This is a genomic window from Caballeronia sp. EK, from assembly GCF_014384845.1.
In the GTDB taxonomy this organism is placed as follows: Bacteria; Pseudomonadota; Gammaproteobacteria; order Burkholderiales; family Burkholderiaceae; genus Caballeronia; species Caballeronia jiangsuensis.
The window spans coordinates 65,816-85,664 of the sequence record NZ_JACSUE010000016.1 but is presented as its reverse complement, the minus strand read 5'-3'; the positions used below and the strand labels follow the sequence as shown (position 1 = coordinate 85,664).

General features: G+C 61.7%; 18 protein-coding genes and 1 riboswitch. Of the genes, 5 read left to right on the top strand and 13 right to left on the bottom strand.

Annotated features, from left to right (window positions below; all coding sequences use genetic code 11):
• Positions 1–16: 16 nt before the first annotated feature.
• The gene (gene aceK, locus IAG25_RS33685; RefSeq protein ID WP_187608739.1) at positions 17–1,819 is read right to left on the bottom strand and encodes a bifunctional isocitrate dehydrogenase kinase/phosphatase; all 1,803 of its coding nucleotides are present in this window, start codon (positions 1,817–1,819) and stop codon (positions 17–19) included.
• A gap of 32 nt (positions 1,820–1,851) precedes the next feature.
• On the bottom strand, positions 1,852–2,274 hold the full coding sequence (locus tag IAG25_RS33680; protein ID WP_187608738.1) for a MerR family transcriptional regulator: 423 nt from the start codon (positions 2,272–2,274) through the stop codon (positions 1,852–1,854).
• Positions 2,275–2,379: 105 nt separating this feature from the next.
• Between IAG25_RS33680 and IAG25_RS33675 the strand changes: the two genes are divergently transcribed.
• A complete protein-coding gene (locus IAG25_RS33675) occupies positions 2,380–3,453 on the top strand; it encodes an MBL fold metallo-hydrolase (RefSeq protein WP_187608737.1) in 1,074 nt (357 codons plus the stop codon).
• A 6-nt stretch (positions 3,454–3,459) separates the two neighbouring features.
• Here IAG25_RS33675 and IAG25_RS33670 read toward each other — a convergent pair whose 3' ends face one another.
• A complete protein-coding gene (locus tag IAG25_RS33670; RefSeq protein WP_187608736.1) occupies positions 3,460–5,055 on the bottom strand; it encodes an ABC transporter substrate-binding protein in 1,596 nt (531 codons plus the stop codon).
• A 185-nt stretch (positions 5,056–5,240) separates the two neighbouring features.
• Positions 5,241–5,416: riboswitch (yybP-ykoY riboswitch) on the top strand.
• An 88-nt stretch (positions 5,417–5,504) separates the two neighbouring features.
• On the opposite strand from IAG25_RS33670, the gene IAG25_RS33665 reads away from it, so the two are divergent.
• Positions 5,505–6,515, top strand: a complete 1,011-nt coding sequence (locus IAG25_RS33665) for a sodium:calcium antiporter (RefSeq protein ID WP_187608735.1) — start codon at positions 5,505–5,507, stop codon at positions 6,513–6,515.
• 29 nt (positions 6,516–6,544) lie between these two features.
• Here IAG25_RS33665 and IAG25_RS33660 read toward each other — a convergent pair whose 3' ends face one another.
• On the bottom strand, positions 6,545–6,784 hold the full coding sequence (locus IAG25_RS33660) for a hypothetical protein (protein WP_187608734.1): 240 nt from the start codon (positions 6,782–6,784) through the stop codon (positions 6,545–6,547).
• Here IAG25_RS33660 and IAG25_RS33655 point away from each other — a divergent pair.
• Positions 6,774–9,068, top strand: a complete 2,295-nt coding sequence (locus IAG25_RS33655) for a tetratricopeptide repeat protein (RefSeq protein ID WP_187608733.1) — start codon at positions 6,774–6,776, stop codon at positions 9,066–9,068. The genes IAG25_RS33660 and IAG25_RS33655 overlap by 11 nt on opposite strands.
• Positions 9,069–9,210: 142 nt before the next feature.
• Here the strand turns inward: IAG25_RS33655 and IAG25_RS33650 are convergent, their stop codons facing one another.
• From IAG25_RS33650 to IAG25_RS33620, 7 genes are all read right to left on the bottom strand, one after another.
• Positions 9,211–10,488 (bottom strand): ATP-grasp domain-containing protein, encoded by a 1,278-nt coding sequence (locus IAG25_RS33650; protein ID WP_187608732.1) that lies wholly within the window; start codon positions 10,486–10,488, stop codon positions 9,211–9,213.
• 63 nt (positions 10,489–10,551) lie between these two features.
• Positions 10,552–11,535 carry a hypothetical protein gene (locus tag IAG25_RS33645; protein ID WP_187608731.1) on the bottom strand — a complete coding sequence of 328 codons (984 nt, stop codon included), beginning with the start codon at positions 11,533–11,535 and terminating at the stop codon, positions 10,552–10,554.
• A complete protein-coding gene (locus IAG25_RS33640) occupies positions 11,532–12,230 on the bottom strand; it encodes a WbqC family protein (RefSeq protein WP_187608730.1) in 699 nt (232 codons plus the stop codon). Before IAG25_RS33640 ends, IAG25_RS33645 begins: the two co-directional genes overlap by 4 nt.
• Before the next feature lie 2 nt (positions 12,231–12,232).
• Positions 12,233–13,378 carry a dTDP-4-amino-4,6-dideoxy-D-glucose aminotransferase VioA gene (vioA, locus tag IAG25_RS33635; protein WP_187608729.1) on the bottom strand — a complete coding sequence of 382 codons (1,146 nt, stop codon included), beginning with the start codon at positions 13,376–13,378 and terminating at the stop codon, positions 12,233–12,235.
• A 207-nt stretch (positions 13,379–13,585) separates the two neighbouring features.
• On the bottom strand, positions 13,586–13,885 hold the full coding sequence (locus IAG25_RS33630) for a flagellar protein FliT (protein ID WP_187608728.1): 300 nt from the start codon (positions 13,883–13,885) through the stop codon (positions 13,586–13,588).
• Between the two features lie 9 nt (positions 13,886–13,894).
• A complete protein-coding gene (gene fliD, locus IAG25_RS33625; protein ID WP_187608727.1) occupies positions 13,895–15,433 on the bottom strand; it encodes a flagellar filament capping protein FliD in 1,539 nt (512 codons plus the stop codon).
• Positions 15,434–15,616: 183 nt separating this feature from the next.
• Complete coding sequence (locus IAG25_RS33620) at positions 15,617–16,735, bottom strand: flagellin (RefSeq protein WP_187608726.1); 1,119 nt, start codon at positions 16,733–16,735, stop codon at positions 15,617–15,619.
• A gap of 243 nt (positions 16,736–16,978) precedes the next feature.
• Here IAG25_RS33620 and IAG25_RS33615 point away from each other — a divergent pair, with 243 nt between their 5' ends.
• Positions 16,979–17,929 (top strand): aldo/keto reductase, encoded by a 951-nt coding sequence (locus IAG25_RS33615; RefSeq protein WP_187608725.1) that lies wholly within the window; start codon positions 16,979–16,981, stop codon positions 17,927–17,929.
• Between the two features lie 347 nt (positions 17,930–18,276).
• Positions 18,277–18,489, top strand: coding sequence for a 30S ribosomal protein S21 (rpsU, locus tag IAG25_RS33610; protein ID WP_008351904.1), 213 nt, complete (start codon positions 18,277–18,279; stop codon positions 18,487–18,489).
• Positions 18,490–18,603: 114 nt separating this feature from the next.
• On the opposite strand, the gene IAG25_RS33605 is transcribed toward rpsU, so the two are convergent.
• Together IAG25_RS33605 and IAG25_RS33600 are read right to left on the bottom strand one after the other, a co-directional pair.
• Positions 18,604–18,981, bottom strand: coding sequence for a hypothetical protein (locus IAG25_RS33605; protein WP_238209560.1), 378 nt, complete (start codon positions 18,979–18,981; stop codon positions 18,604–18,606).
• Between the two features lie 16 nt (positions 18,982–18,997).
• Positions 18,998–19,423 (bottom strand): hypothetical protein, encoded by a 426-nt coding sequence (locus tag IAG25_RS33600; RefSeq protein ID WP_187608724.1) that lies wholly within the window; start codon positions 19,421–19,423, stop codon positions 18,998–19,000.
• Positions 19,424–19,849 lie beyond the last annotated feature (426 nt).

The window sequence follows — 19,849 nt, the reverse complement described above, 5'->3', positions numbered from 1 at the left end:
AAAGCGGGACGGCGCGTCAGGCGGCGCGCGCGTCCTGTCTACCGGACTTCTCGAAGCGCTCCGGATACCGGATGCTGAATCGGACGTCCCGGTCATAGGGAAAGAAATCGGCGAGCTCGCCGCGCTGCAGTTGTTCCTTGTAGCGCTGCCAGAGCGCGGGATCGAAAAAATCCGCGTGATGGCGCATGAAGGCCTCGCGCACGCGCGGATCGCCGAGCAGAAATGTGCCGTACGTTTCGGGAAAGATATCGTGCGGCCCGACGGTATACCACGGCTCGCCCGACAACTCGTCTTCCTCGTTGCGCGGCGGCGGCACGCGGCGCACGTTGCAATCGGTCAGATACTCGATTTCATCGTAATCGTAGAACACCACGCGACCGTGCCGCGTCACGCCGAAATTCTTGTACAGCATGTCGCCGGGGAAGATGTTGGCCTGGATCAGCTGCTTGATCGCATCGCCGTATTCCTTGATGCCGTGATCGATTTCGTCATCGCTTCCGTCTTTCAGGAAGAGATTCAGCGGCACCATGCGGCGTTCGATATACACGTGTCTGATGACGAGATTGTCGCCTTCGTACTCGATCATCGACGGCGCTTCCTTCTCCAGTTCGCGGATGAGCGCATCGTCGAGGCGCGCGACGGGCAGCGCGACGCTCGAATATTCGAGCGTATCGGCCATGCGGCCCAGGCGATCGTGACGCTTCACGAGCTGATACTTGTCCTGAATCTTCTGGCGCGTGGTTTCCTTCGGCGGCGGAAACGCGTCCTTGATGAGCTTGAACACGTAAGGAAAAGACGGCAGCGTGAAGACGATCATCACGAGCCCCTTGATGCCGGGCGCGACAATGAACTTGTCGCTCGAATGCGACAGGTGATGCAGCAAGTCGCGATAGAAATCGTTCTTGCCCTGCTTCTGCAAGCCGACCGACGTATAGATTTCGGCCTTCGGTTTGCGCGGCATGATCGTGCTCAGGAACTGCACGAACGCCGAGGGCACTTCCATGTCGACGAGAAAATACGAGTGCGAGAAGCTGAAGATGATGAGCACCTGCTCGCGCGAGAGCAACACGGTATCGAGCGCGAGCAGGCCGGGCGACGTGTGCCGGATCGCGATGGCGAAGGGCAGCAGCGCATCGCCGTTGATGACGCGCCCGACGATATACGCCGCCTTGTTCCGGAAGAACAGCGACGACAGCACGTGAATCTGAAAATTCGGCGCGGGCGTGAGATCGCCGAAGGCATCGCGCATCGCGTCCATCACGCACTGCACGTCGCGCGGCAAGTCCTCGAACGGCGGCTCGAGCTGAAAATTCGTGACGATGCGTTCGAGCGTCGCGGCGAGGCCGTCCTTCTGCGGGTAATACGCGCGATAGGTGGGCTTCGCGGCGGGTTCGTCGTTCTCGATATATTCGGTCGAGATCGCCGGCCGCACGAAGATGAAATCGTTGTTGAAGTACGAGCGATGCAGAATCTTGCAGCACACGGAATTGAAGAACGTCTCCGCGCATTCGGGCTGGCGGTGCGTCGTCAGCAAGCCGATGTAATGCAGCTTGATCTGCTGCCACACGTCGTCGTCGATGTTCTCGGCGTCGTATTCGTCTTCGAGCGACGTCACGCACTCCGCGACGCGATCGTCATACGACGCGATGCGGTTTCGCGCCAGTTGCTGCAACGCGAGCCATTCGCCGCGCTCGAAGAGACCCTTCGCGTCGATCGCGGCTTCGCGGAACACGCGGTAATGATGCTCGAAGCCTTCGAGTATCGTCTGCGCGACATCGAAGCCGATTTGCGACGAGAGCAGCTTGGGGAAATGATTCATGTCGACCCTTCGCTTCGCGTGTGGCGGTCACGTCATGCCGCTTTGGGCTTGCGTGCGCGCTTTTCCGTTCCCGCTGCGATCAGCGCGCGGCCTTGTTCCTCGTATGCGGCGAGTTCGGTGAGCGTCGTGTTCAGGTCTTCGAGCTGACGTTCGAGCACCTCGCGATGCGCCGCGATCGTATCGACGAAAGCTTGCAGTTGCGTGTTCGAGCCGGTGGGCGAGTCGTAGAGATCGAGCAGCGTGCGGATTTCCGAGAGCGTGAAGCCGAGCCGCTTGCCGCGCAGCGTGAGCTTGAGGCGCGTGCGGTCGCGCGGCGAATACACGCGCCGCAGGCCGTTCGAGCCTTCGCGCCTCGGCGCGAGCAGGCCTTGATCTTCGTAGAAGCGGATCGCGCGCGGCGTGATGTCGAATTCACGCGCCAGTTCGGTGATGGTGTAGTGCGTCGGCTGAGTCATCGCGGGCCGGCAGCGCAAATGCGCGCGCAACGTTAGAATGGATGTTTACGTTATCGTCAACTTCGCCAAATTGCAACGCGGCGCAAACCCGGAGGCACGCACCCAATGAACGCCCTCGAACACCAGCTCGATTATGTTTTCGCCGACGCACTGCCCGAATCGGGCGGCGTCAAGGAAGTGGCGCCGGGCGTGTTCTGGTTGCGCATGCCGTTGCCGTTCGCGCTCGATCACATCAATCTCTGGCTGCTGCGCGACGAAATCGACGGCGTGAAGGGCTGGACCGTCGTCGATTGCGGCATTTCGAGCGACACGATCCGCGCCAGCTGGGAGCGTGTGTTCGATTCCGTGCTGGATGGCCTGCCGGTGCTGCGGGTGATCGTCACGCATTGCCATCCGGACCATCTGGGGCTCGCCGACTGGATCTGCAACGGTGGCGACAAAAAACGCTGGAACGTGCGCCTGTGGATCTCGCTGGGCGAATACGCGATGGGCCGCGTGATGGCCGCGGGCGACGGTTCCAACGCAGGCGGCGAGCGCGCTGCGGCGCATTTCGCGGCGCACGGTCTGACCGACGAAGCCTCGCTCGATGCCTTGCGCAAGCGCGACAGCTATTACCCGACGCTCGTGCCGTCGATTCCCGCCGAATACCGGCGCATCCGCAACGGCGATGTCGTTCGTATCGGCACGCGCAACTGGGAAGTGGCGTCGGGCTACGGCCATTCGCCGGAGCACAGCGCGCTCTTCTGCGCGGCCGACAAGCTGCTCATTTCCGGCGACATGGTGTTGCCGCGCATCTCGACGAACGTATCCGTGTTCGCGGTCGAGCCGGAAGGCAATCCGCTCGCGCTGTATCTGGAATCGCTCGGCCGCTATGAAACGATGCCCGCCGATACGTTCGCGCTGCCGTCGCACGGCAAGCCGTTTCGCGGCGTGCAGACGCGCATCGGGCAATTGCGCGAGCATCATCGTGCGCGGCTGGCGGAAGTGCGCGAGGCGTGCGCTGCGAAACCGTGCAGCGCCGCCGATATCGTGCCGATCATGTTCAAGCGCAAGCTCGACATTCATCAGATGACATTCGCGCTCGGCGAAGCGCTCGCGCATCTGAACCTGCTCTGGCTCGATGGAACGTTGAAGCGTCAGACCGGCGATGATGGCGTGATCCGGTTCACGCCGGCCTGACATTATTTATTGCACCGAAACGCCGCCGAAGTTCACGCGCCCGAACGGGCTCACGTTATAGCCGCTGACATTCGCACGCGTGAGCGCGGCGGCGGTCGGATAGACGAGCGGAATCCACAGCGCCTGATCGTGGATGATCTTCTGCGCATCGACATACGCCTTCGTGCGCTGCGCGACATCGGCTGTCGATTTGCCGTCGGCGATGAGTTTGTCGAGCTGGCTGTCGCAATAGCGCGCGAAGTTGATGCCCGACTTCACCGCGTTGCAACTGAAGAGCGGCGACATGTAGTTGTCCGGGTCGCCGTTATCGCCGGCCCAGCCCATGAACAGCATGTCGTGCTGACCTTGTTTCGCTTCCTTGATCAGTTCGCCCCACTCGATCACTTTCACCTGCGCCTTCACGCCGATCTTCGCGAGGTCGGCTTGCAGCAGTTCGGCGCCGGCTTTCGGATTCGGATTCAGCACGCTGCCGTTCGGGCGCACCCAGATCGTCGTATCGAAACCGTTCGGGAAGCCCGCGTCGGCGAGCAGCTTCTTCGCATCGGCGGATGAATACTTGTACGCCGTGACGTTCTTGTCGTAGCTCCACGTATTCGGCGGATACGGATTCACCGCGGGCGTGGCCGTGTTGTCGAACACGGTCTTCATGTACGTCGTGCGATCGAAAGCCATGTTGATCGCCTGACGCACCTTCGGATTATCGAGCGGCTTCTTCTGCGTATTGAGCGCGACGAACGCCGTCATGAACGCGGGCGCCTCGCTTACTTTCAGCGACTTGTCCTTCTTCGCGTCGAGCACATCCTGCGGCTTCGGCGACAGCGCGATCTGGCATTCGCCCGCCTTGATCTTCTGCGCGCGCACGGACGCATCCGGCGTGATCGCGTAGATCAGGCGATCGATCTTCGGTTTCGAACCCCAGTACGCCGGATTGACGTCGTAGCGGATCACGGAATCCTTCGTATAGCTTTTCAGCACGAACGGCCCGGTGCCGATGGGCTTGCTATTCAGATCGTTTTGCTGGTTCGCCTTCAGCAGTTTGTCGGCGTACTCGGACGAGTAGATCGAGGCGAATCCCATCGTGAGGATCGGCACGAAGGTCGCGTTCGGCTCGTTGAGCTCGAATTTCACGGTGTGGTCATCGACTTTCGATACGGCCTTGATGAGCTTCACGAGGCCCATCGACTGCGCGTGCGGAAAGCCGCTCGCGCCCGCGACCTTGTGCCAGGGATTGCTGTCCGACAGCATGCGCTCGAATGTGAAGACGACGTCGTCGGCGGTGAGCGCTCGCGTGGGCTTGAAGTAGTCGGTCGTCTGAAACTGAACGTTCGGACGCAGATGGAAGGTGTAGGTCAGGCCGTCGCTGCTCACGTCCCACTTTTCCGCGAGCGAGGGCGCGACCTTCTTCGCGGCTTCGTCGTAGGAGACGAGCGTATTGAAGATGACATCCGCCGACGCATTGGTCGTCACGAGCGAATTGAATTGCACGACGTCGAAGCCATCCGGGCTCGATTCGGTGCAGACGGTGAGCGGCTTGGACAGCGCAAGCATCGGCGTGGCGAAGCATGCCACCGCGGCGGCTGCGGCAAATAATTTCAGGCGCATGAGATCTCCCGATCTTCATTTTTGTTCGTGGATGAGCATGGCGCGCACGCAGCAAGCGACGCGCCCGGCGCGGCTAGATTAGCGAATGCATCGTGTGCCGACAACGATTCGATCGGCATACGCATATTCATGACATTTCTCTGGCGCGCATGCGCGGCTTGCCCAAACCGGGCGCAGCAGGCTAAACTTGCGCCGTCTTTGGGGAGTAGCCTTCCTTCGTGAGCGAAGGAGAACGCGTCAACATCCTCGGCTCTGCTGCCGTGGCGCGTTCGACCGGAACGGTTTGGCGAGACCATCGATGCGCTATGTCGTTCTTGGTCGGACGGCGCGTGGCGCATCGTGGTTCGCTTGACGTCCGGCCGTGGAATCATCGTGTCCCCACAACTACAACATCCCTGTCTCTCGCGCACGCTTGCGCGCCTATCGCATGTTTCGATGCGAGGTGCCGCATGACGATGCTTTTCCTCGAACTCGCGTTGATGCTCGCGATCATTCTGGTCGCCTCGGAGCTTTTCACGAATGCGCTCGAACATCTCGGCGAACGGCTCGGCATTTCCGAAGGCGTGACCGGATCGCTATTCGCGGCGGTCGGCACGGCGTTGCCTGAGACGACGGTGCCTATCATTGCATTGCTCGGCGGTACATCGAGCCGTGCGGTCAATGAAGAGATCGGCGTCGGCGCGATTCTCGGCGCGCCGCTCATGCTCGCGACGCTTTCCACTTGCCTGATGACGGTCGCGATTCTCAAGTCGCGCGGCTTGCGTGGACGGATCACGCCGGAGCGCAGCGGCTTCACGCGCGATCTCAACTTCTTCCTGTGCGCGTTCCTGATCGCGTGCGCCGCGATGTTCGTGCCGCATCATGCGTGGGAGGTGCGTGCGCTGTTTGCGGCCGGGCTGGTCGGAGTCTATGTCGTCTATGTGATTTCGACGTTCAGGGCTTCGGCGAAGCTCGTCGAGGGCGGGCATGGAACGGAAGCGCCAGAGGCGTTGTTCGTGTCGCGTCTCGGTTTGAAGACGTCGCTCGGCACGATCATGCTGCAGTTTCTCGTCGGTATCGTGTTGCTCGTCGGCGGCGCGAAGGGATTCATTCACGGCGTCGAGGGCGTGTCTCACGCGCTGGGGATTTCGGCGCTGTTGCTGTCGCTCATCATCATTCCGATCGCCACGGAATTGCCCGAGAAAGTGAACAGCATCATGTGGGCGCGCAGAGGGAAGGACACGCTCGCGTTCGGCAACATCACCGGAGCGATGGTGTTTCAAGGGACGTTGCTGCCGGGAATCGGCATCATGTTGACGCCGTGGGAGCCGCGGGTCGAAGTGCTGACCGGCGTGCTGATCACGCTCGCGGCGGCGGCGTGGTTGCGGTTCAACGCGAAAGACAATGGCGTCGTGCTGTGGGCGCTGCTCGGGAACGGCGTGCTGTACGCGGCGTATCTCGCGTTGACGCTCGGGCGCTGAGAAATAAGAAATGCCCGCCGAAGCGGGCATCAAGAGCGAAGCAGCGCGCCGGACATCGGCGCGTTGTTCTTGTTGTTCTTGGAAGTGTTATCGGCGCGAGCGCGAAGAACTTTAGACACGCGCTGCATTATCTCTTCCGTCACGCCCAGGAGCGCGTCATTGCCGAAACTGGGGCAATTTTCCGCCTCATCTCCATGCTTTGAATGTGGGCCGCCGATCGGATAATCGCCCGATACAGTGAGGTAACCCAGGCAAACCATGAACAGCATCGATCTGCCGAGCGCGGAAGCCGCGACTCCCGACCAGCAATTCCAGCAGGATATCGCCGTCATTCTGGAAGCCGCGCGACAGCATCAGAAGAACGGCGAATTCGACGACGCGGAAAAGCTCTATCAGATGATCCTGGAAGCCGCGCCCGGACAGCCCGACACGAGCTTTCAACTCGGGACGCTTTACATCGAGACGGGACGGCCGTCGAAGGCACTGCCGCCTCTGGAAGCCTGCATCGGCTCGATGCCGCAGAACGTGCATTACTGGTTCGCCTACATCAACGCGCTGATTCAGGACAAGCAGGACAAGGCGGCATGGATCGCGTTCGAAATCGGTCAGAAACACGGCTTGAGCGGACCCATGGCCGAACTGCTGATTCAACGGATGACGGGATCGGCCATTTCCCCACCCGTGCCGGCCGTGCAACCGGCCATCGTCCCGGAATCGAAACCGAAGAAGTCCGCGATGAAGGGCGTGCGCCGTCCTTCGTCGCAGGATATCGCGCGCTTCACGGCGGCTTTCAACAAGGGCGATTTCAAGGACGCGGCCAGAATCGCGCGCATGCTGACGCAGCGTTATGCGCTGGACGGCGCGAGCTGGCGTTGCTTCGGCGTTGCACTCAATCGCGACGGTCAACATGGCGAGTCGGTCGCGCCTCTGAAAAAGGCGATCAAACTGATTCCCGAAGATATGCAGACTCGCGTGCTGCTCGCCGATACGCTCGTCGTGCTGCATCGGCACGCCGAGGCGGAAATCGAATGCCGGTCGATCATCGAAGCGCGGCCGGATCTGGCGGAAGCACACCGTCTTCTGGGCATCGCGCTGGCGGGCACCGGCCGCTTCGACGATGCCGCCGTGTCGTGCCGCCGTGCGATCGAACTCGCGCCCACTGCGCCCGCGACGCACGGCACGCTCGGCATGCTGATGCTCGAAGCAGGCAAGATGACCGAAGCGGCCGAGTCTCTGCGTCATGCAGTCGAACTCAATCCCGACGACGTCGCGTCTCACAGCAATCTTCTGTTCAGCCTGGTTCACCGCGTCGATATCGATCAGGCGACGCTCTTCATGGAACATCGCAAGTTCGCGGAGCGCCATGAGGGATCGATCGCCAGAATGCAACTGAGCGAGCATATCGATCGATCGCCGGACAAGAAGCTACGCATCGGTTTCGTGTCGGGCGACCTCTTCAATCACGCAGTCACGTCTTACGTGCTTCCCGTGTTGAAGAGCCTGGCCGAGACCCCGAGCCTGGAGATCTGGATCTACCAGAATCACACCATGGAGGATGGACACACGGAGCGCCTGCGAAGCTATGCGACGCAGTGGCGCCGCGTCGCCAGATTGTCCGATGATCAGCTCGCGCAGACCATTCGGGCCGACGGTATCGACATACTCGTCGATCTGTCGGGTCATACCGGCCGCCACCGCCTGCTGACCTTCGTGCGCAAGCCCGCGCCCGTGCAGGCGACCTGGATCGGCTATCCGGCGACGACCGGCCTCGTGGCAATGGATTATTGGCTCGGCGACCGCTTCGCCGCGCCTGTCGAGATGGCCTCCGCGCAATTCACCGAGAAGATCGTGCATTTGCCGGCTACGGCGCCGTTCACGCCCGCGGAGAATAGCCCGCCCATCAACATTCTGCCGGCGATGCATAACGGCTTTGTCACGTTCGGCAGCTTCAATCGCGTCAACAAGCTGCGCCCCGAGGTCATCGCGCTGTGGGCGAAAGTGATGCATGCCGTGCCTGGCTCGAAGATGCTCATCGGCGCCATGCGCAGAGGCGGCGACCAGGACGACGAAGCGCAGTTGACCGAGTGGTTCGGCGACGCTGGCATTTCGAAGGATCGGTTGACGTTCCGGCAACGGTCGACGATGGCGGTGTATTTGCAGCAGCATCATCAAGTCGATCTGTGTTTGGATGCGTTTCCGTACTCGGCTTCGACCACCACGCTCAATGCCCTCTGGATGGGCGTCCCGACTTTGACGATGGCCGGACGGTCTCCCGTTAGCCGGGCCGCGATGGGTTGGCTTTGTCAGGTGGGTCTGGACGATTTCGTCGCGCGCGACCAGGATGATTTCGTCCGCCTGGCGGTGTCTGTCGCAGCCGATCTTCCCGCGCTCAACGAGACCCGTCTGAACTTGCGGGATCGCTGCGGCAAGTCGGCTGCATTCAGACCGGAGGTCGTCGCCGAGGGCGTTTCGCGCGCATTCAGGATCATGTGGACGCGGTGGTGCCAGGGGCAACCTGCCGCGCATATCGACGATATCGTCGTCGATGCCTGAAGCGGGGCTCATAGAAAACGCGCCGTTGTGGCGCGTTTTTTTTCGCTCGACTCCGAATGCAAAAAGACTCGGCCGGGAATCCCGGCCGAGTCTTTTTTTCAGACGCTGAAACCGGCTCGCCTTACGGCGGCTGCGCAGGATTTCATCTCATCAGGAAGTCGACGGCATCCACATCGAGCACCGGGACCGCGCACGCTTTCGCCACCGCCAGCCGCTCGGGAAAATGGTTATCGATGAAGATCGAGCCAGGCGTCACATAGCTTGCCTTCGATTCGTCGTCGCGAAGCACGACGATGCGATCGAATATCGCGATGTCGATGCGCGCGCTGGCAAGCGTCTGCCCGACATCGTAGCGATGGCGCGTAAGCAGGACGATCTTCTTGCCCGCGGCAATCGACTGATAGAGAAACGCCATCGTTTGCGCAACGGCGAATCCGTCGATGATCAAGGTTTCGTCGAGATCGACGTACACGGTGTCGTATTCGCAGTCCAGTCGCGCGCGGGTGACGATGCAGCGTTCCACCAGCGCGACGTGAGGATTCGGCAGCGTCAGAAGATCGCGCTCCATGTAGTCCTGCACGGCCATGAGCGGCAGATTGATGCCTTTCGCTCGCTGCGCGACCATCGTTCCGGCGACGCGGCAGGACACTTCCAGAAGTTTCCATTGACCGCGCGCATCGGCCTTGATCTGAAAAAACCACGGACCGCGCATGCGAACGCGCGCATTGATCTCGCCCGCGATTCCGGCAATCTCCGGCGATGGCTCGATATGCCGCGAGCGCATCGCAATGCCGCCGCGCGTGCGCTCGCGCGTGCGAGGGCCGGTCCAGAGCAGACGGCCGCGGCGATCGGTGAAGCAGTCCACGGTCAGCTCTTCGCCGGGCAGATATTCGACGAGCACAGGCTCGCTCACCGCATCGAGCGCGAGTTGCGCCTCTTCGCGCGAGCGTACGAGCGTCACGCCTTGCGCGCCCTGGCCGAGATCCGGCTTGACGATGGCCGGCCACTCGGTCACTTCGTCGGGCGTGGCGAAAACTTTCGGCGCCCACGTCGTATCGGCGAAATGCGCGTAGGTGAGACTCTTGCGGCGCGTGAGGGCGGTGCTGTGGGCGTCGCCATTCACGATATAGGCGTTCCAGCGGTCCGTGCGCGCGGCCAGATATTCGATCACGGTATCGTGCGTCGCGAATACGACGTCGATGCCCAATTGGTCGATCAGCGTCGCGAATACGTCATCGAAGCGCGGGTCGCGAATATTTGGGAGATCGCCGAAGTAGCGTTCGAAAGCAAAGCGTCCGTGGTCGTCGACGCTCGATGCGCCGTACAGCTCGACGTGCACGGAATGTCGCAACGCTTGATGAATCTCGATGGCGTTCTCCGCGCCGCAGGGAAACACCAGAACCTTGATCTTTTTAGTCATGCTGACTGCGTTTCGTGAATGAGTTGTCGAGTCGCGGCTGGCTTCGCGCCGTCCGAGCGCATGTCATGCGAGTCGATCGAGCACGTGCGTCACGACCGGTTCGAGGTCCCTGGGCGTGAGTCGCTGATCGCAGGGAAGGAACAGCGCGGACGCGGGAATGCTGCGCTCGAAATCCGGCGCATCCTGCGATTGCGCGACATCGGGCCAGTACGTGGGCGTATAGATGCGCTGTCGTCGTAGTTCGTCGCGCAGTTCGGCGTGCTCGCCGAAAAGCGGGTAGCAGAGCGGAACCGCTCTGTCGGGGTCGAAGTGGAACGCGAAGCGATTGTGCGGCCGCAGCCGTTCGTGCAAGTACGTGAAATTGGCGATTCGCCGCGTCCGCACGGAATCGTAATCGACACTCGCGAGCATGCGCTGGGTCAACGCCGACATTCGCGCAGGCTCCTGATGCCGGAGACTTTCCTCGGCGGCCGCATACGCGGCATAGCCTGCTTCCGCATCTTCCGCGATGCGGCGCAGCAGATGGTCGCAGCGTCGAATCGAGCTCTCGTCGATGGTTTCGGGCGGTTCCACGCGCGCGTGCGTCACCAGATAGCCGCCGTCCGGCACGCCGACGAACTTGCGCGGCGAGTAGATCGTCGCCAGGCAGTCGCGGTGTGGAGCAAACAACGCCTGGGCGTTGTCGATGACGACGCTCTCGCGAGGAAAGCGACGAAGCACATCATCGACCTGATCGTCGCAAAGGCCGAAGTAATTCACATAGAGAAGCACTTCGCCCTGTCGAAGATCGACGGACGGTACCCGCATGTTTCGATCGATCGCATACCGCCTGATCGGAATGCCCGACTTGGCGAGCGGCTCCGTCATTGCGTCGCAGATGTACCAGGGCAGCCACACTGCCGTGGGACGCACGGCGCGCAGCAGCGCAAGAAACGCCGCGCGCGCCGACTGAAAATGCAACACGTCTTCATGGAGCGACGGTCGGGCGGGCGAAAGTTCCAGCTCGAAGTATCCGCCCATCGCGCGTGACGACAGGACCGCGCTCATCGGCTCGGCTCCGTCGAAAGCATGGCCCTGACGCGATCCGGACTGTTGAACATCAGCACATCGAGAATCGATAAACCGGGACGGAAGGCGTGCTCGAACTGAGCGTACGCGCTCAGATTCGGCTGGATGAAGGCCAGCTCGATATCGTTCGAGTGGAAGGTCGCTTCATCGTAAAGCGCGCGGCCGCCCGGCAGGTTGACGTACACCCGTGCTCGTTCCTTCGCGCAAATGTCGAGCACGCGGTCCGTGCTTTTCAGTTCCGCATTGCCGTATTGCGTCGAGGTGGCGACGAACTCCGTATCGATGTCGAGGTACTGGCAAACATCGACTACCGTTTGCGAGGCCAGCGTGGAGATATGGTCCGTCGGCGCCGATAGCGAACGCTCGACCAACGCGCTCACCCGCGCGTAATGAGGTGCCTTTGCATACGCGTGCCGAAGCGATTCGAGCATCTTGCGCAGCCAGACTTCGCGCGGCTGCATGGGCACGTCCCGGATCTTCGCGGAAGGGCTCGCGCCGGACAGCGGCACGGTGATGTAACGATCGCCCGCGCCGGCCAGCACGCGATTGCGATTGATCCAGCCGTTCTTGATGTAGTTGACGTCGTCGTAGAAAACGAAGCGGTCGACCGCGGCCACCAGTTGAAAATAGCCGATGTACGGAAAGAAATAAGGCTGCATGATTGCCAGCCTCATGATCAGCAACCCTTGATGATGTCGACGATCCTGCCAATATTCGCGTCGGACAGACCGGGATAGATCGGCAGACACAGCACGCTTGACGACGCCTGCGAAGCGACCGGCAAGTTGCCGCGATGCGCGGACGGCAGGCCGCGATACATCGGGAAGTCCGAGATCAGCGGATAGAAATAGCGGCGCACCATGATTTCGTGGTCGCGGAACTTCTGATAAAGCTCGTCGCGCGTCAGCGGAAATGCGGAGTCGACCAGAATCGGGAAATACGAAAAGTTGGCGGCGGTTTCGCCGGCGTCTTCGACGCACCGGATTCCCGGCACGCCGTCGAGCATGTCGCGATAGATCGCGTCGATTCTCTTGCGCGCCGCCAGAGCGCCATCGATATATTGCAGTTGCAGCAGGCCGAACGCGGCGTTCACTTCGCTCATCTTGCCGTTGATGCCCGGCGCGACGACCGTGACTTCATCCACGAAGCCGAAGTTCTTGAGATGGTCGATCCGCTGCTTCGTCTTCGCATCGGGACAGACGATCGCCCCGCCTTCGAACGTGTTGAACACCTTGGTCGCATGGAAGCTGAGCACGGACAGGTCGCCGTGCTGCAGCACGCTGCCGGCAGCCGTCTGCACGCCGAAGGCGTGCGCCGCGTCGTAAATCACCTTCAGGTTGTAGTTGTCGGCGATCTTCTGAATCGCCTCGACATCGCACGGGTGGCCGTAGCAATGCACCGGCATGATGGCGGTGGTCTGCGGCGTGATCGCTTCTTCGATCCGCTTCGGATCGAGATTCAGCGTCTTCGGATCGATATCGACGAAAACGGGCTTGATGCCGTTCCAGAGCAGCGAATGCGCGGTCGCGACGAACGAATACGGCGTGGTGATGACCTCGCCGGTGATCCGGTGCGCCTGCAACGCCGTGACCAGCGCGAGCGTGCCGTTCGCGAACAGCGACAGATATTTCACGCCGAGATAGTCGCACAGCGCCTTCTCCAGCTGCTGATGAAACGGCCCGCCATTGGTCAGCACCTTGCTCGACCAGATTTCCTCCAGATACGGAAGAAACTCGTTCAGCGGCGGCAGATGCGGCTGGGTGACGTAAAGACGCTCATCGACGAGTTCGGCGACGGATGCAAAGGGAAGACTGGCGGTCATGATGGATGGCTCACGCTTCTGTGATTAAACAGAATTATGAGACGCGTGGCCCGTGTCCAATGCGGCGATGTGGCGGCCAAACACCCGTCAATTCCGGGCATGCGCCGGGGGCGGGGTTCGATGAGGTCGACGGGGGATGCGTGCTGCTTCGGGGACGAGAGGGAATGCGAGCGAGCCGGGAGTGGCCCCGGCCCGGTCGAGAGAACGTCAGAATCGCGCGGCTTGCTGATATCGCCCGGCCGCTTGCGCACGCTCCATCGAGCGGCGATAACCGCTGGCGAGCATCGCATTGGCGGCCTGCGCGTGGCCCATCGTCGAATCGATGCTCGCCTGAATCTTGCGGATGACCATGAGCGCTTCGGCGGATTGCTCCGGACCGATCTGCATGACGAGCGGCGTGCGCGCCTGCGTGAGTTCCGCCGCTCGCGTCCAGTCCTGCTCGGCCACGGCCGCTTCGATCGCTTCGGTCAGCGCCCAGGCGCGCTGGATGACTTCCTGCTGTTCCATGAATGATCCTTACTTCGCGTTCGTGGCCATCGCGCCCGCGCTGTTGGTGCCGCCGAACAGTTGCGTCAGGTAGTTCGACTGCGTGGCCATTTGCGACATCAGCGTGTTCAGCGCGGTGAATTGCGTGTTGTACTGCGTGGTGAGCTGCTGCGTGTACGAAGTGAGCTGCGTCTGCTGATCGGCGATGCTCTTCAGGTCGGCATTCAGCGCCGTCGTGCGCGTGTCGATGAGACCGCCCGTCGCGAGATAACCCGTGAGGCTCGTGTTCAGTTGCGCGGCGACGCCGTCGGTCGTGTTGAAGAGCGACGCCACGGTGCCGGTGTTGTTGGTGAGCGCATCGGTGAGCGCGTCTTCGTCGGTCTGCAGCGTGCCGTCAGGCTGCAACGCAATGCCGATGGACGCGAGATTCACCTTGCTCGTGCCGCTGCCGATCGCCTTGCTGATCGTGCTGGAGATCGTGTTCTTGATCGCGTTCATCATCGAGTCGCCGAGCAGCGCGCCTTGCGAGCTGGCCGTCGAGTCGAACGACGTGAGCGATGCCGCCGTACTGATGAAGTTGTTGTACGCGGTGACGAAAGCGTCGATGGCGGTCTTCTGACCGCTCACGTCCTGGCCGATCGTCAGCGTCTGCGTCGTGCCGACCGAATCCGAGGTCAGCGTCATGTCGATGCCGGTAATCGAACCCTTGATCGTGTTCGACGCGCTCGACAACGCCGTGCCCGCCACCGTCAGATGCGCGTCCACGCCGGAGGTCGACTGCTTCCAGCCGTTCGCGCCGTCGATGATCGTATGTTCGGGGACTTCGATGGTGCTGTTGGGGTCGTTCGGATCGACATCCGTCGTCGTGGTCGACGACTTCACCGCGAGCTTCGTGATCGGCGAACCGGTCGAACTCGCGTCGGGCGCGACATCGACATTGATTGCATTGGCGAGTCCCGTCGACGCGGAGCGCAGCACGAGGTGCGCGCCATCCGTGCCGGTGACGATGGTCGCCGTGACGCCCGGATTGTCGGACGCGGAATTGATCGCGGACGCGATGCCCGAGAGCGTGTTGTTGCTGTCGTCGAGCGTGATCGTGCTCGACTTGTCGCCGACCTTGATCGTCATCGTGCCGCTGCCGAGCTTGTCGGTCGTCGAGAAGACGCCGGAAGTCAGCGATTGCGCCGACGCGATGTTCGTCACGTTGACGCCGTAGCTGCCCGCTACCGCGCCCTTGCCGGCCGTGGCGGTGAGGCCTTTGCCGCTCGCCGTCGCCGTGAAGGACGACAGGGTCGTGCCGTCGGCTAGCTTCGAGAGCGAGCTTTGCAGCAGGGACAGCACGGACTTGAGCGAGCCTACCGCGGTGAGCTGCGTGGTGTCGGCGGTCTTCTTGTTGTTGAGCGTGTCGGTCTGACCGGCGACCTTCGCATTGACGAGCGCCGAAACGAGCGAGTTCACATCCATCGTCGAATTCGTCGTACCACTGATGATCGACTGTGCTGCCTGCTGTACGGCGCTCGTCGGATCGACAGTGGTGCCCGATGTGGAGGTCGTGGCTACTGTGGTCATGTGTACTCCGTTCGTTGCGTGTGGCGTTCGTCTGGATTTGTGCGCAAACGCCGGGTTTTGCGCAAACGCGTACCGGGAGACGAGCTCCCGGTACGCTGACTTGCTTGTTTGCCGCGATGTTTCGTCTTGCCCGGCGCGCGTTCGACTGCATGCGCGCGCCGGCTACCGCATCGGCAATGTGGCTTAGCCGAGGAGCTTCAGCACTTGCTGCGGCATCGAGTTCGCTTGCGCCAGAACCGAAATACCAGCTTGTTGCAGCACTTGCGCCTTGCTCAGATTCGCCGTTTCCTGCGCGAAGTTCGCGTCCATGATCTGCGACTGGGCCGACGACAGGTTGGTCGCCTGCGAAGCCTGCGCCGACGACACCGACGCGAAGCGATTCTGGGTGGCGCCGAGGCTTGCCTGCAGCGTGTTGATGGTTGCGAGCGCGTTGTCGACCGAGTAGATCGCCGCTGCCGCACCGCCGCTCGCCGACACGTCGATGTCGTTGACCGCCGGAACCTTCGCAGCCGTCGTCAGGGACGTCAGTTCGGTGGCTTGCGTGCCCGTCGTCGGGACCGTGCCGCCGCTGAACGCGCCGGTGGCGAACGTGAAAGTGCCGCCGCTCGTCGAGCTGAACAGGTTGGAGCCGGTGAACGCCGCGCCGGTGTTGTCCGTGTAGGTGAAGCCGCCGCTGCCGTCAGCCGACACCGTCACCGACGTGACCGTCGCGCCGGTGGACGTGTACGCGCCGCTCGAATCGAGCGACAGGCCATCGATCTTGCCGAGGACAGCGCCCTTGGCCGGGGTGCCGATCGCGGTCGCCGAAACGTTCGCGCCCGACAGATCCACGGCAATGCTCTGGCCGACGTTCGCGCCGACCTGGAACGACAGGCTGCCGGCGGTGCCGTCGAGCAGGCTCTTGCCGTTGAACGTCGTTTGCGACGAAACACGGTTGATTTCGCTGATACGCTGCGTCACTTCCTGTTGCAGCGCGGCTTGGTCAGACGTCGAGAGCGAGCCGCTCGACGCTTGCACGGCCAGCTGACGAATACGTTGCAGGTTGTCGGCGATTTGCGACAGACCGCTGTTAGCCGTCTGGACGAGCGACACGCCGTCGTTGGCGTTCGACACGCCCTGGTTCAGACCGTTGATCTGCGCGGTCATGCGGGTGGCGATCGCGAGGCCTGCTGCGTCGTCCGCGCCGCTGTTGATGCGCTTGCCCGACGACAGACGGGTGATGGCCGAGGACAGTGCGCTTTGCGTGCTGTTCAGGTTCTGCTGGGCAACCAGCGAATTGATATTGCTATTGATACCGATCATTTTTGCTCTCCTGGGAGACTTTGTCTGGCTTTGGCTTTGGCACCGAGTGTTGCCTGGCGGTCCTGCGCTCGGTGATAGCCGGCCGCCTACTTGTGGTTATCGGGCCCCACGAAAAAAACTTAAGCCCTTCGCAAACGATTTGTGTAATGAATGCAGCCGTAAGCCTGCGAACGCTCGCCCAGCAAGGCGCCGGTTTCGCGCGTATGCTTTTCGGTCCGTTCTTTTTGCGCATTCGGAGCACACATGCAGACACGCAGCATCGGCACATCGGAACTGAAGATCGCGCCGCTCGTCTTCGGCGGCAACGTATTCGGCTGGACTGCCGACGAGCGCACGTCGTTCTCGATCCTCGACGCGTTCGTCGACCACGGCCTGAATTTCATCGACACCGCGGACGTCTATTCCGCCTGGGTCGAGGGGCATCAGGGCGGCGAATCGGAGACGATCATCGGCAAGTGGTTCAAGGAAAGCGGCAAGCGCCATCGGGTCGTGCTCGCGACAAAAGTCGGCAAGCTCGGCACGCGCGCCGGGCTTGCGGCGGCGAACATCGCGGCGGCCGTCGACGATTCGCTGCGGCGTCTCAAGACCGATTACATCGACGTCTACTTCTCGCATTACGACGACGAGAACACGCCGCTCGATCAGACGCTCGACGCGTATCAGAAGCTCATCAAGGCGGGGAAGGTGAGGGTGATCGGCGCGTCGAACTACACGGGCGAGCGGCTCGACACGGCGCTTGCGATCGCGAAGGAGTCGGGACTGCCGGCGTATCAGATCCTTCAGCCGGAATACAACCTCTACGATCGCGAAGGCTACGAAACCGGTCTGGAGCCGGTGGCGCAACAGCACAAGATCGCGGTCGTGCCGTACTACGGGCTCGCGAGCGGTTTCCTGTCGGGCAAGTACCGGTCGAAGGAAGACACGCGGCACAAGGCGCGCGGCTCGCGCGTCGAAAAATATCTGAACGCGCGCGGCTTCAGGATTCTCGATGCGCTCGACGAAGTCGCGAAGCGCAACGACACGACGCCCGCGACCGTCGCGCTCGCATGGATGATCGCGCGCCCGAGCGTGACGGCACCGATCGCCAGCGCCACGTCGGTCGGGCAGCTCGAAAACCTCGCTGCCGCGACGCGCCTGCAACTCGCCACCGACGACATCCAGCTCCTCGACGAAGCCAGCGCGTGGCAGAAATAAATCTGTTGCATCAATGGGTTGGACGGATCGGGGGAGTTGGCAGTGGTGCGGTGTTCTGGTAACATCGCGCCCGAATCGAGAAATGTGCCCGATTTCCTGCCTTCGCCGCTGAGAATGACAACGTCAACAAGCAGCGGCGAACGGCTCCGAAACGCGCGTTCGTGTGGTTCCTTCGAAAGCGCATGCCGCTTTGGCGGCTGAATCCCAACGATCTCTTTTCCGGCCTCCGTGGCCGCTTTGCTCGTGTCCGCCGCGCCATTTCATGTCCGGCGGACGATCGGAGTGCCGGGGCGCGGCAGCTCTATCGTCGCGCGCTTGAAAATACGTTTAGCAAACTCAGGATTTACATGACCACTATCGTCCTCAAAGAAAACGAGCCGTTCGATGTCGCGATTCGGCGTTTCCGCCGCACCATCGAGCGCAATGGCCTCATCGCCGAACTGCGCGAGCGCCAGTCGTACGAAAAGCCGACCACCGAGCGCAAGCGCAAGAAGGCCGCCGCTGTCGCGCGTCTGCGCAAGCGCCTGCGCAGCCAGATGCTGCCGAAGAAGATGCACTAAGCGTCTCTGGCCGGCGAGAATTTTCGGATTCTCGTCCGCATGGCAAAACGGCGGTGCGACCCGTATGGGCGCACCGCCGTTTTGTTTGTGCTTCGAACTACGATATTGCGCGTGTCACACGAACGCGTGACGCTTTCCGAGCGCGGCGAGCAGTTCCGGCCACTCGTCGATATCGGCGTAATCGTGCACTTCCTCGAGCTCGATCAGCAGATCGATGATGTTCGGATCGTAGGCATTCACGTTCGATGCGTAGAGCGCGCGCAACAGCCCGCCGTCCCGCGCATGCCGATAGTACGAAATGCCAACGCCTTCCAGCTCGGGCTCGTACAACTCGTCGCGCACGAGCGAGCCGATCGCGCACTTGCGGCCTTCCGGACTGCGGAGCCGGCACGAACCGTTGTCGTCCTCGGACACCGCGCGCTGCGTCAGCAAGTGCTCGCTGACGCGCTCGTAAATCTCCTTCGGGCTCAACATCGTAATGGGGCTCAACATCACAGCACCTGCAATATCACGCAGCCGTTTTGAGAAGTTCGGCGGACAGCCCGAACTGACGCGCGATCGACGTCAGACGCTCGCGCCACTCCCACTTGCCGAAGACGTCATGCACGTTCTGCAGACAGGAGAGCAATTCGACGGTATTGGGATCGAACACGTTGATGCGCGCACGAAGCAGCGCGCGCCTGAGCGCCGCGACGCCGACATCCATGTACGCCGGCACTTGCTCTGGCGGCTTCGCGATAAAGCGAATGGGCACGCCTTCCATCGCGGTGATGTAGTCGCGCGGCTTGATGAAGCTGCCGACAGGACAGCCGCCGCAGTATCCGCGATACGCGCCGCCGCCCTGCGGCAGCAAAGCCGCTTGCCCTTGCACAAAAAGATGCTGTACCGCGCCGTTGAAAATCTCCTGATGGGTCAGGAAGTTCAAGCTTTTCATGATCATCTCCCCTGCGCCCCTGCGCAGCGGCCGTGCGTTTGAGTTTTCGAGAAGCTGCACCTGCTTACCGGAGCGGCGGCGTCGTTGCGAATGTGGCAACCTGAATGAACGCTTCGCCGCTCGGACACTGCATCGAGCACGGCGGTTTCCCGGACTGGCTCGCGTCGGATTTCTACACTCAGTGAACGATCCGTACACCGTCAGTTATAACGGTTCGGTCCGGTAAAAAGGTGCGCCAGCGCACGCGAGGACGCCATTTTTACACGGCTCGTACGTTCGTGCAGTGCGGAAAACCCGGCAAAAAGCCTTGCAATTCGGGGCATTGCGCGTGCTTCACTGCAAAAAAATCGGCTTCTATAGGTGTTTACGCCAAGAGACGTATTTTGTACTCAGACGTGTTGCCAAAAAGCAAAAATTTCCCGCATA

Excerpts from the sequence above, each read along its gene's own strand:
- aceK (WP_187608739.1), bottom strand. The coding sequence starts at position 1,819 with ATGAATCATTTCCCCAAGCTGCTCTCGTCGCAAATCGGCTTCGATGTC.
- IAG25_RS33680 (WP_187608738.1), bottom strand. The coding sequence starts at position 2,274 with ATGACTCAGCCGACGCACTACACCATCACCGAACTGGCGCGTGAATTC.
- IAG25_RS33675 (WP_187608737.1), top strand. The coding sequence starts at position 2,380 with ATGAACGCCCTCGAACACCAGCTCGATTATGTTTTCGCCGACGCACTG.
- IAG25_RS33670 (WP_187608736.1), bottom strand. The coding sequence starts at position 5,055 with ATGCGCCTGAAATTATTTGCCGCAGCCGCCGCGGTGGCATGCTTCGCC.
- IAG25_RS33665 (WP_187608735.1), top strand. The coding sequence starts at position 5,505 with ATGACGATGCTTTTCCTCGAACTCGCGTTGATGCTCGCGATCATTCTG.
- IAG25_RS33655 (WP_187608733.1), top strand. The coding sequence starts at position 6,774 with ATGAACAGCATCGATCTGCCGAGCGCGGAAGCCGCGACTCCCGACCAG.
- IAG25_RS33660 (WP_187608734.1), bottom strand. The coding sequence starts at position 6,784 with ATGCTGTTCATGGTTTGCCTGGGTTACCTCACTGTATCGGGCGATTAT.
- IAG25_RS33650 (WP_187608732.1), bottom strand. The coding sequence starts at position 10,488 with ATGACTAAAAAGATCAAGGTTCTGGTGTTTCCCTGCGGCGCGGAGAAC.
- IAG25_RS33645 (WP_187608731.1), bottom strand. The coding sequence starts at position 11,535 with ATGAGCGCGGTCCTGTCGTCACGCGCGATGGGCGGATACTTCGAGCTG.
- IAG25_RS33640 (WP_187608730.1), bottom strand. The coding sequence starts at position 12,230 with ATGAGGCTGGCAATCATGCAGCCTTATTTCTTTCCGTACATCGGCTAT.
- vioA (WP_187608729.1), bottom strand. The coding sequence starts at position 13,378 with ATGACCGCCAGTCTTCCCTTTGCATCCGTCGCCGAACTCGTCGATGAG.
- IAG25_RS33630 (WP_187608728.1), bottom strand. The coding sequence starts at position 13,885 with ATGGAACAGCAGGAAGTCATCCAGCGCGCCTGGGCGCTGACCGAAGCG.
- fliD (WP_187608727.1), bottom strand. The coding sequence starts at position 15,433 with ATGACCACAGTAGCCACGACCTCCACATCGGGCACCACTGTCGATCCG.
- IAG25_RS33620 (WP_187608726.1), bottom strand. The coding sequence starts at position 16,735 with ATGATCGGTATCAATAGCAATATCAATTCGCTGGTTGCCCAGCAGAAC.
- IAG25_RS33615 (WP_187608725.1), top strand. The coding sequence starts at position 16,979 with ATGCAGACACGCAGCATCGGCACATCGGAACTGAAGATCGCGCCGCTC.
- rpsU (WP_008351904.1), top strand. The coding sequence starts at position 18,277 with ATGACCACTATCGTCCTCAAAGAAAACGAGCCGTTCGATGTCGCGATT.
- IAG25_RS33605 (WP_238209560.1), bottom strand. The coding sequence starts at position 18,981 with ATGTTGAGCCCCATTACGATGTTGAGCCCGAAGGAGATTTACGAGCGC.
- IAG25_RS33600 (WP_187608724.1), bottom strand. The coding sequence starts at position 19,423 with ATGAAAAGCTTGAACTTCCTGACCCATCAGGAGATTTTCAACGGCGCG.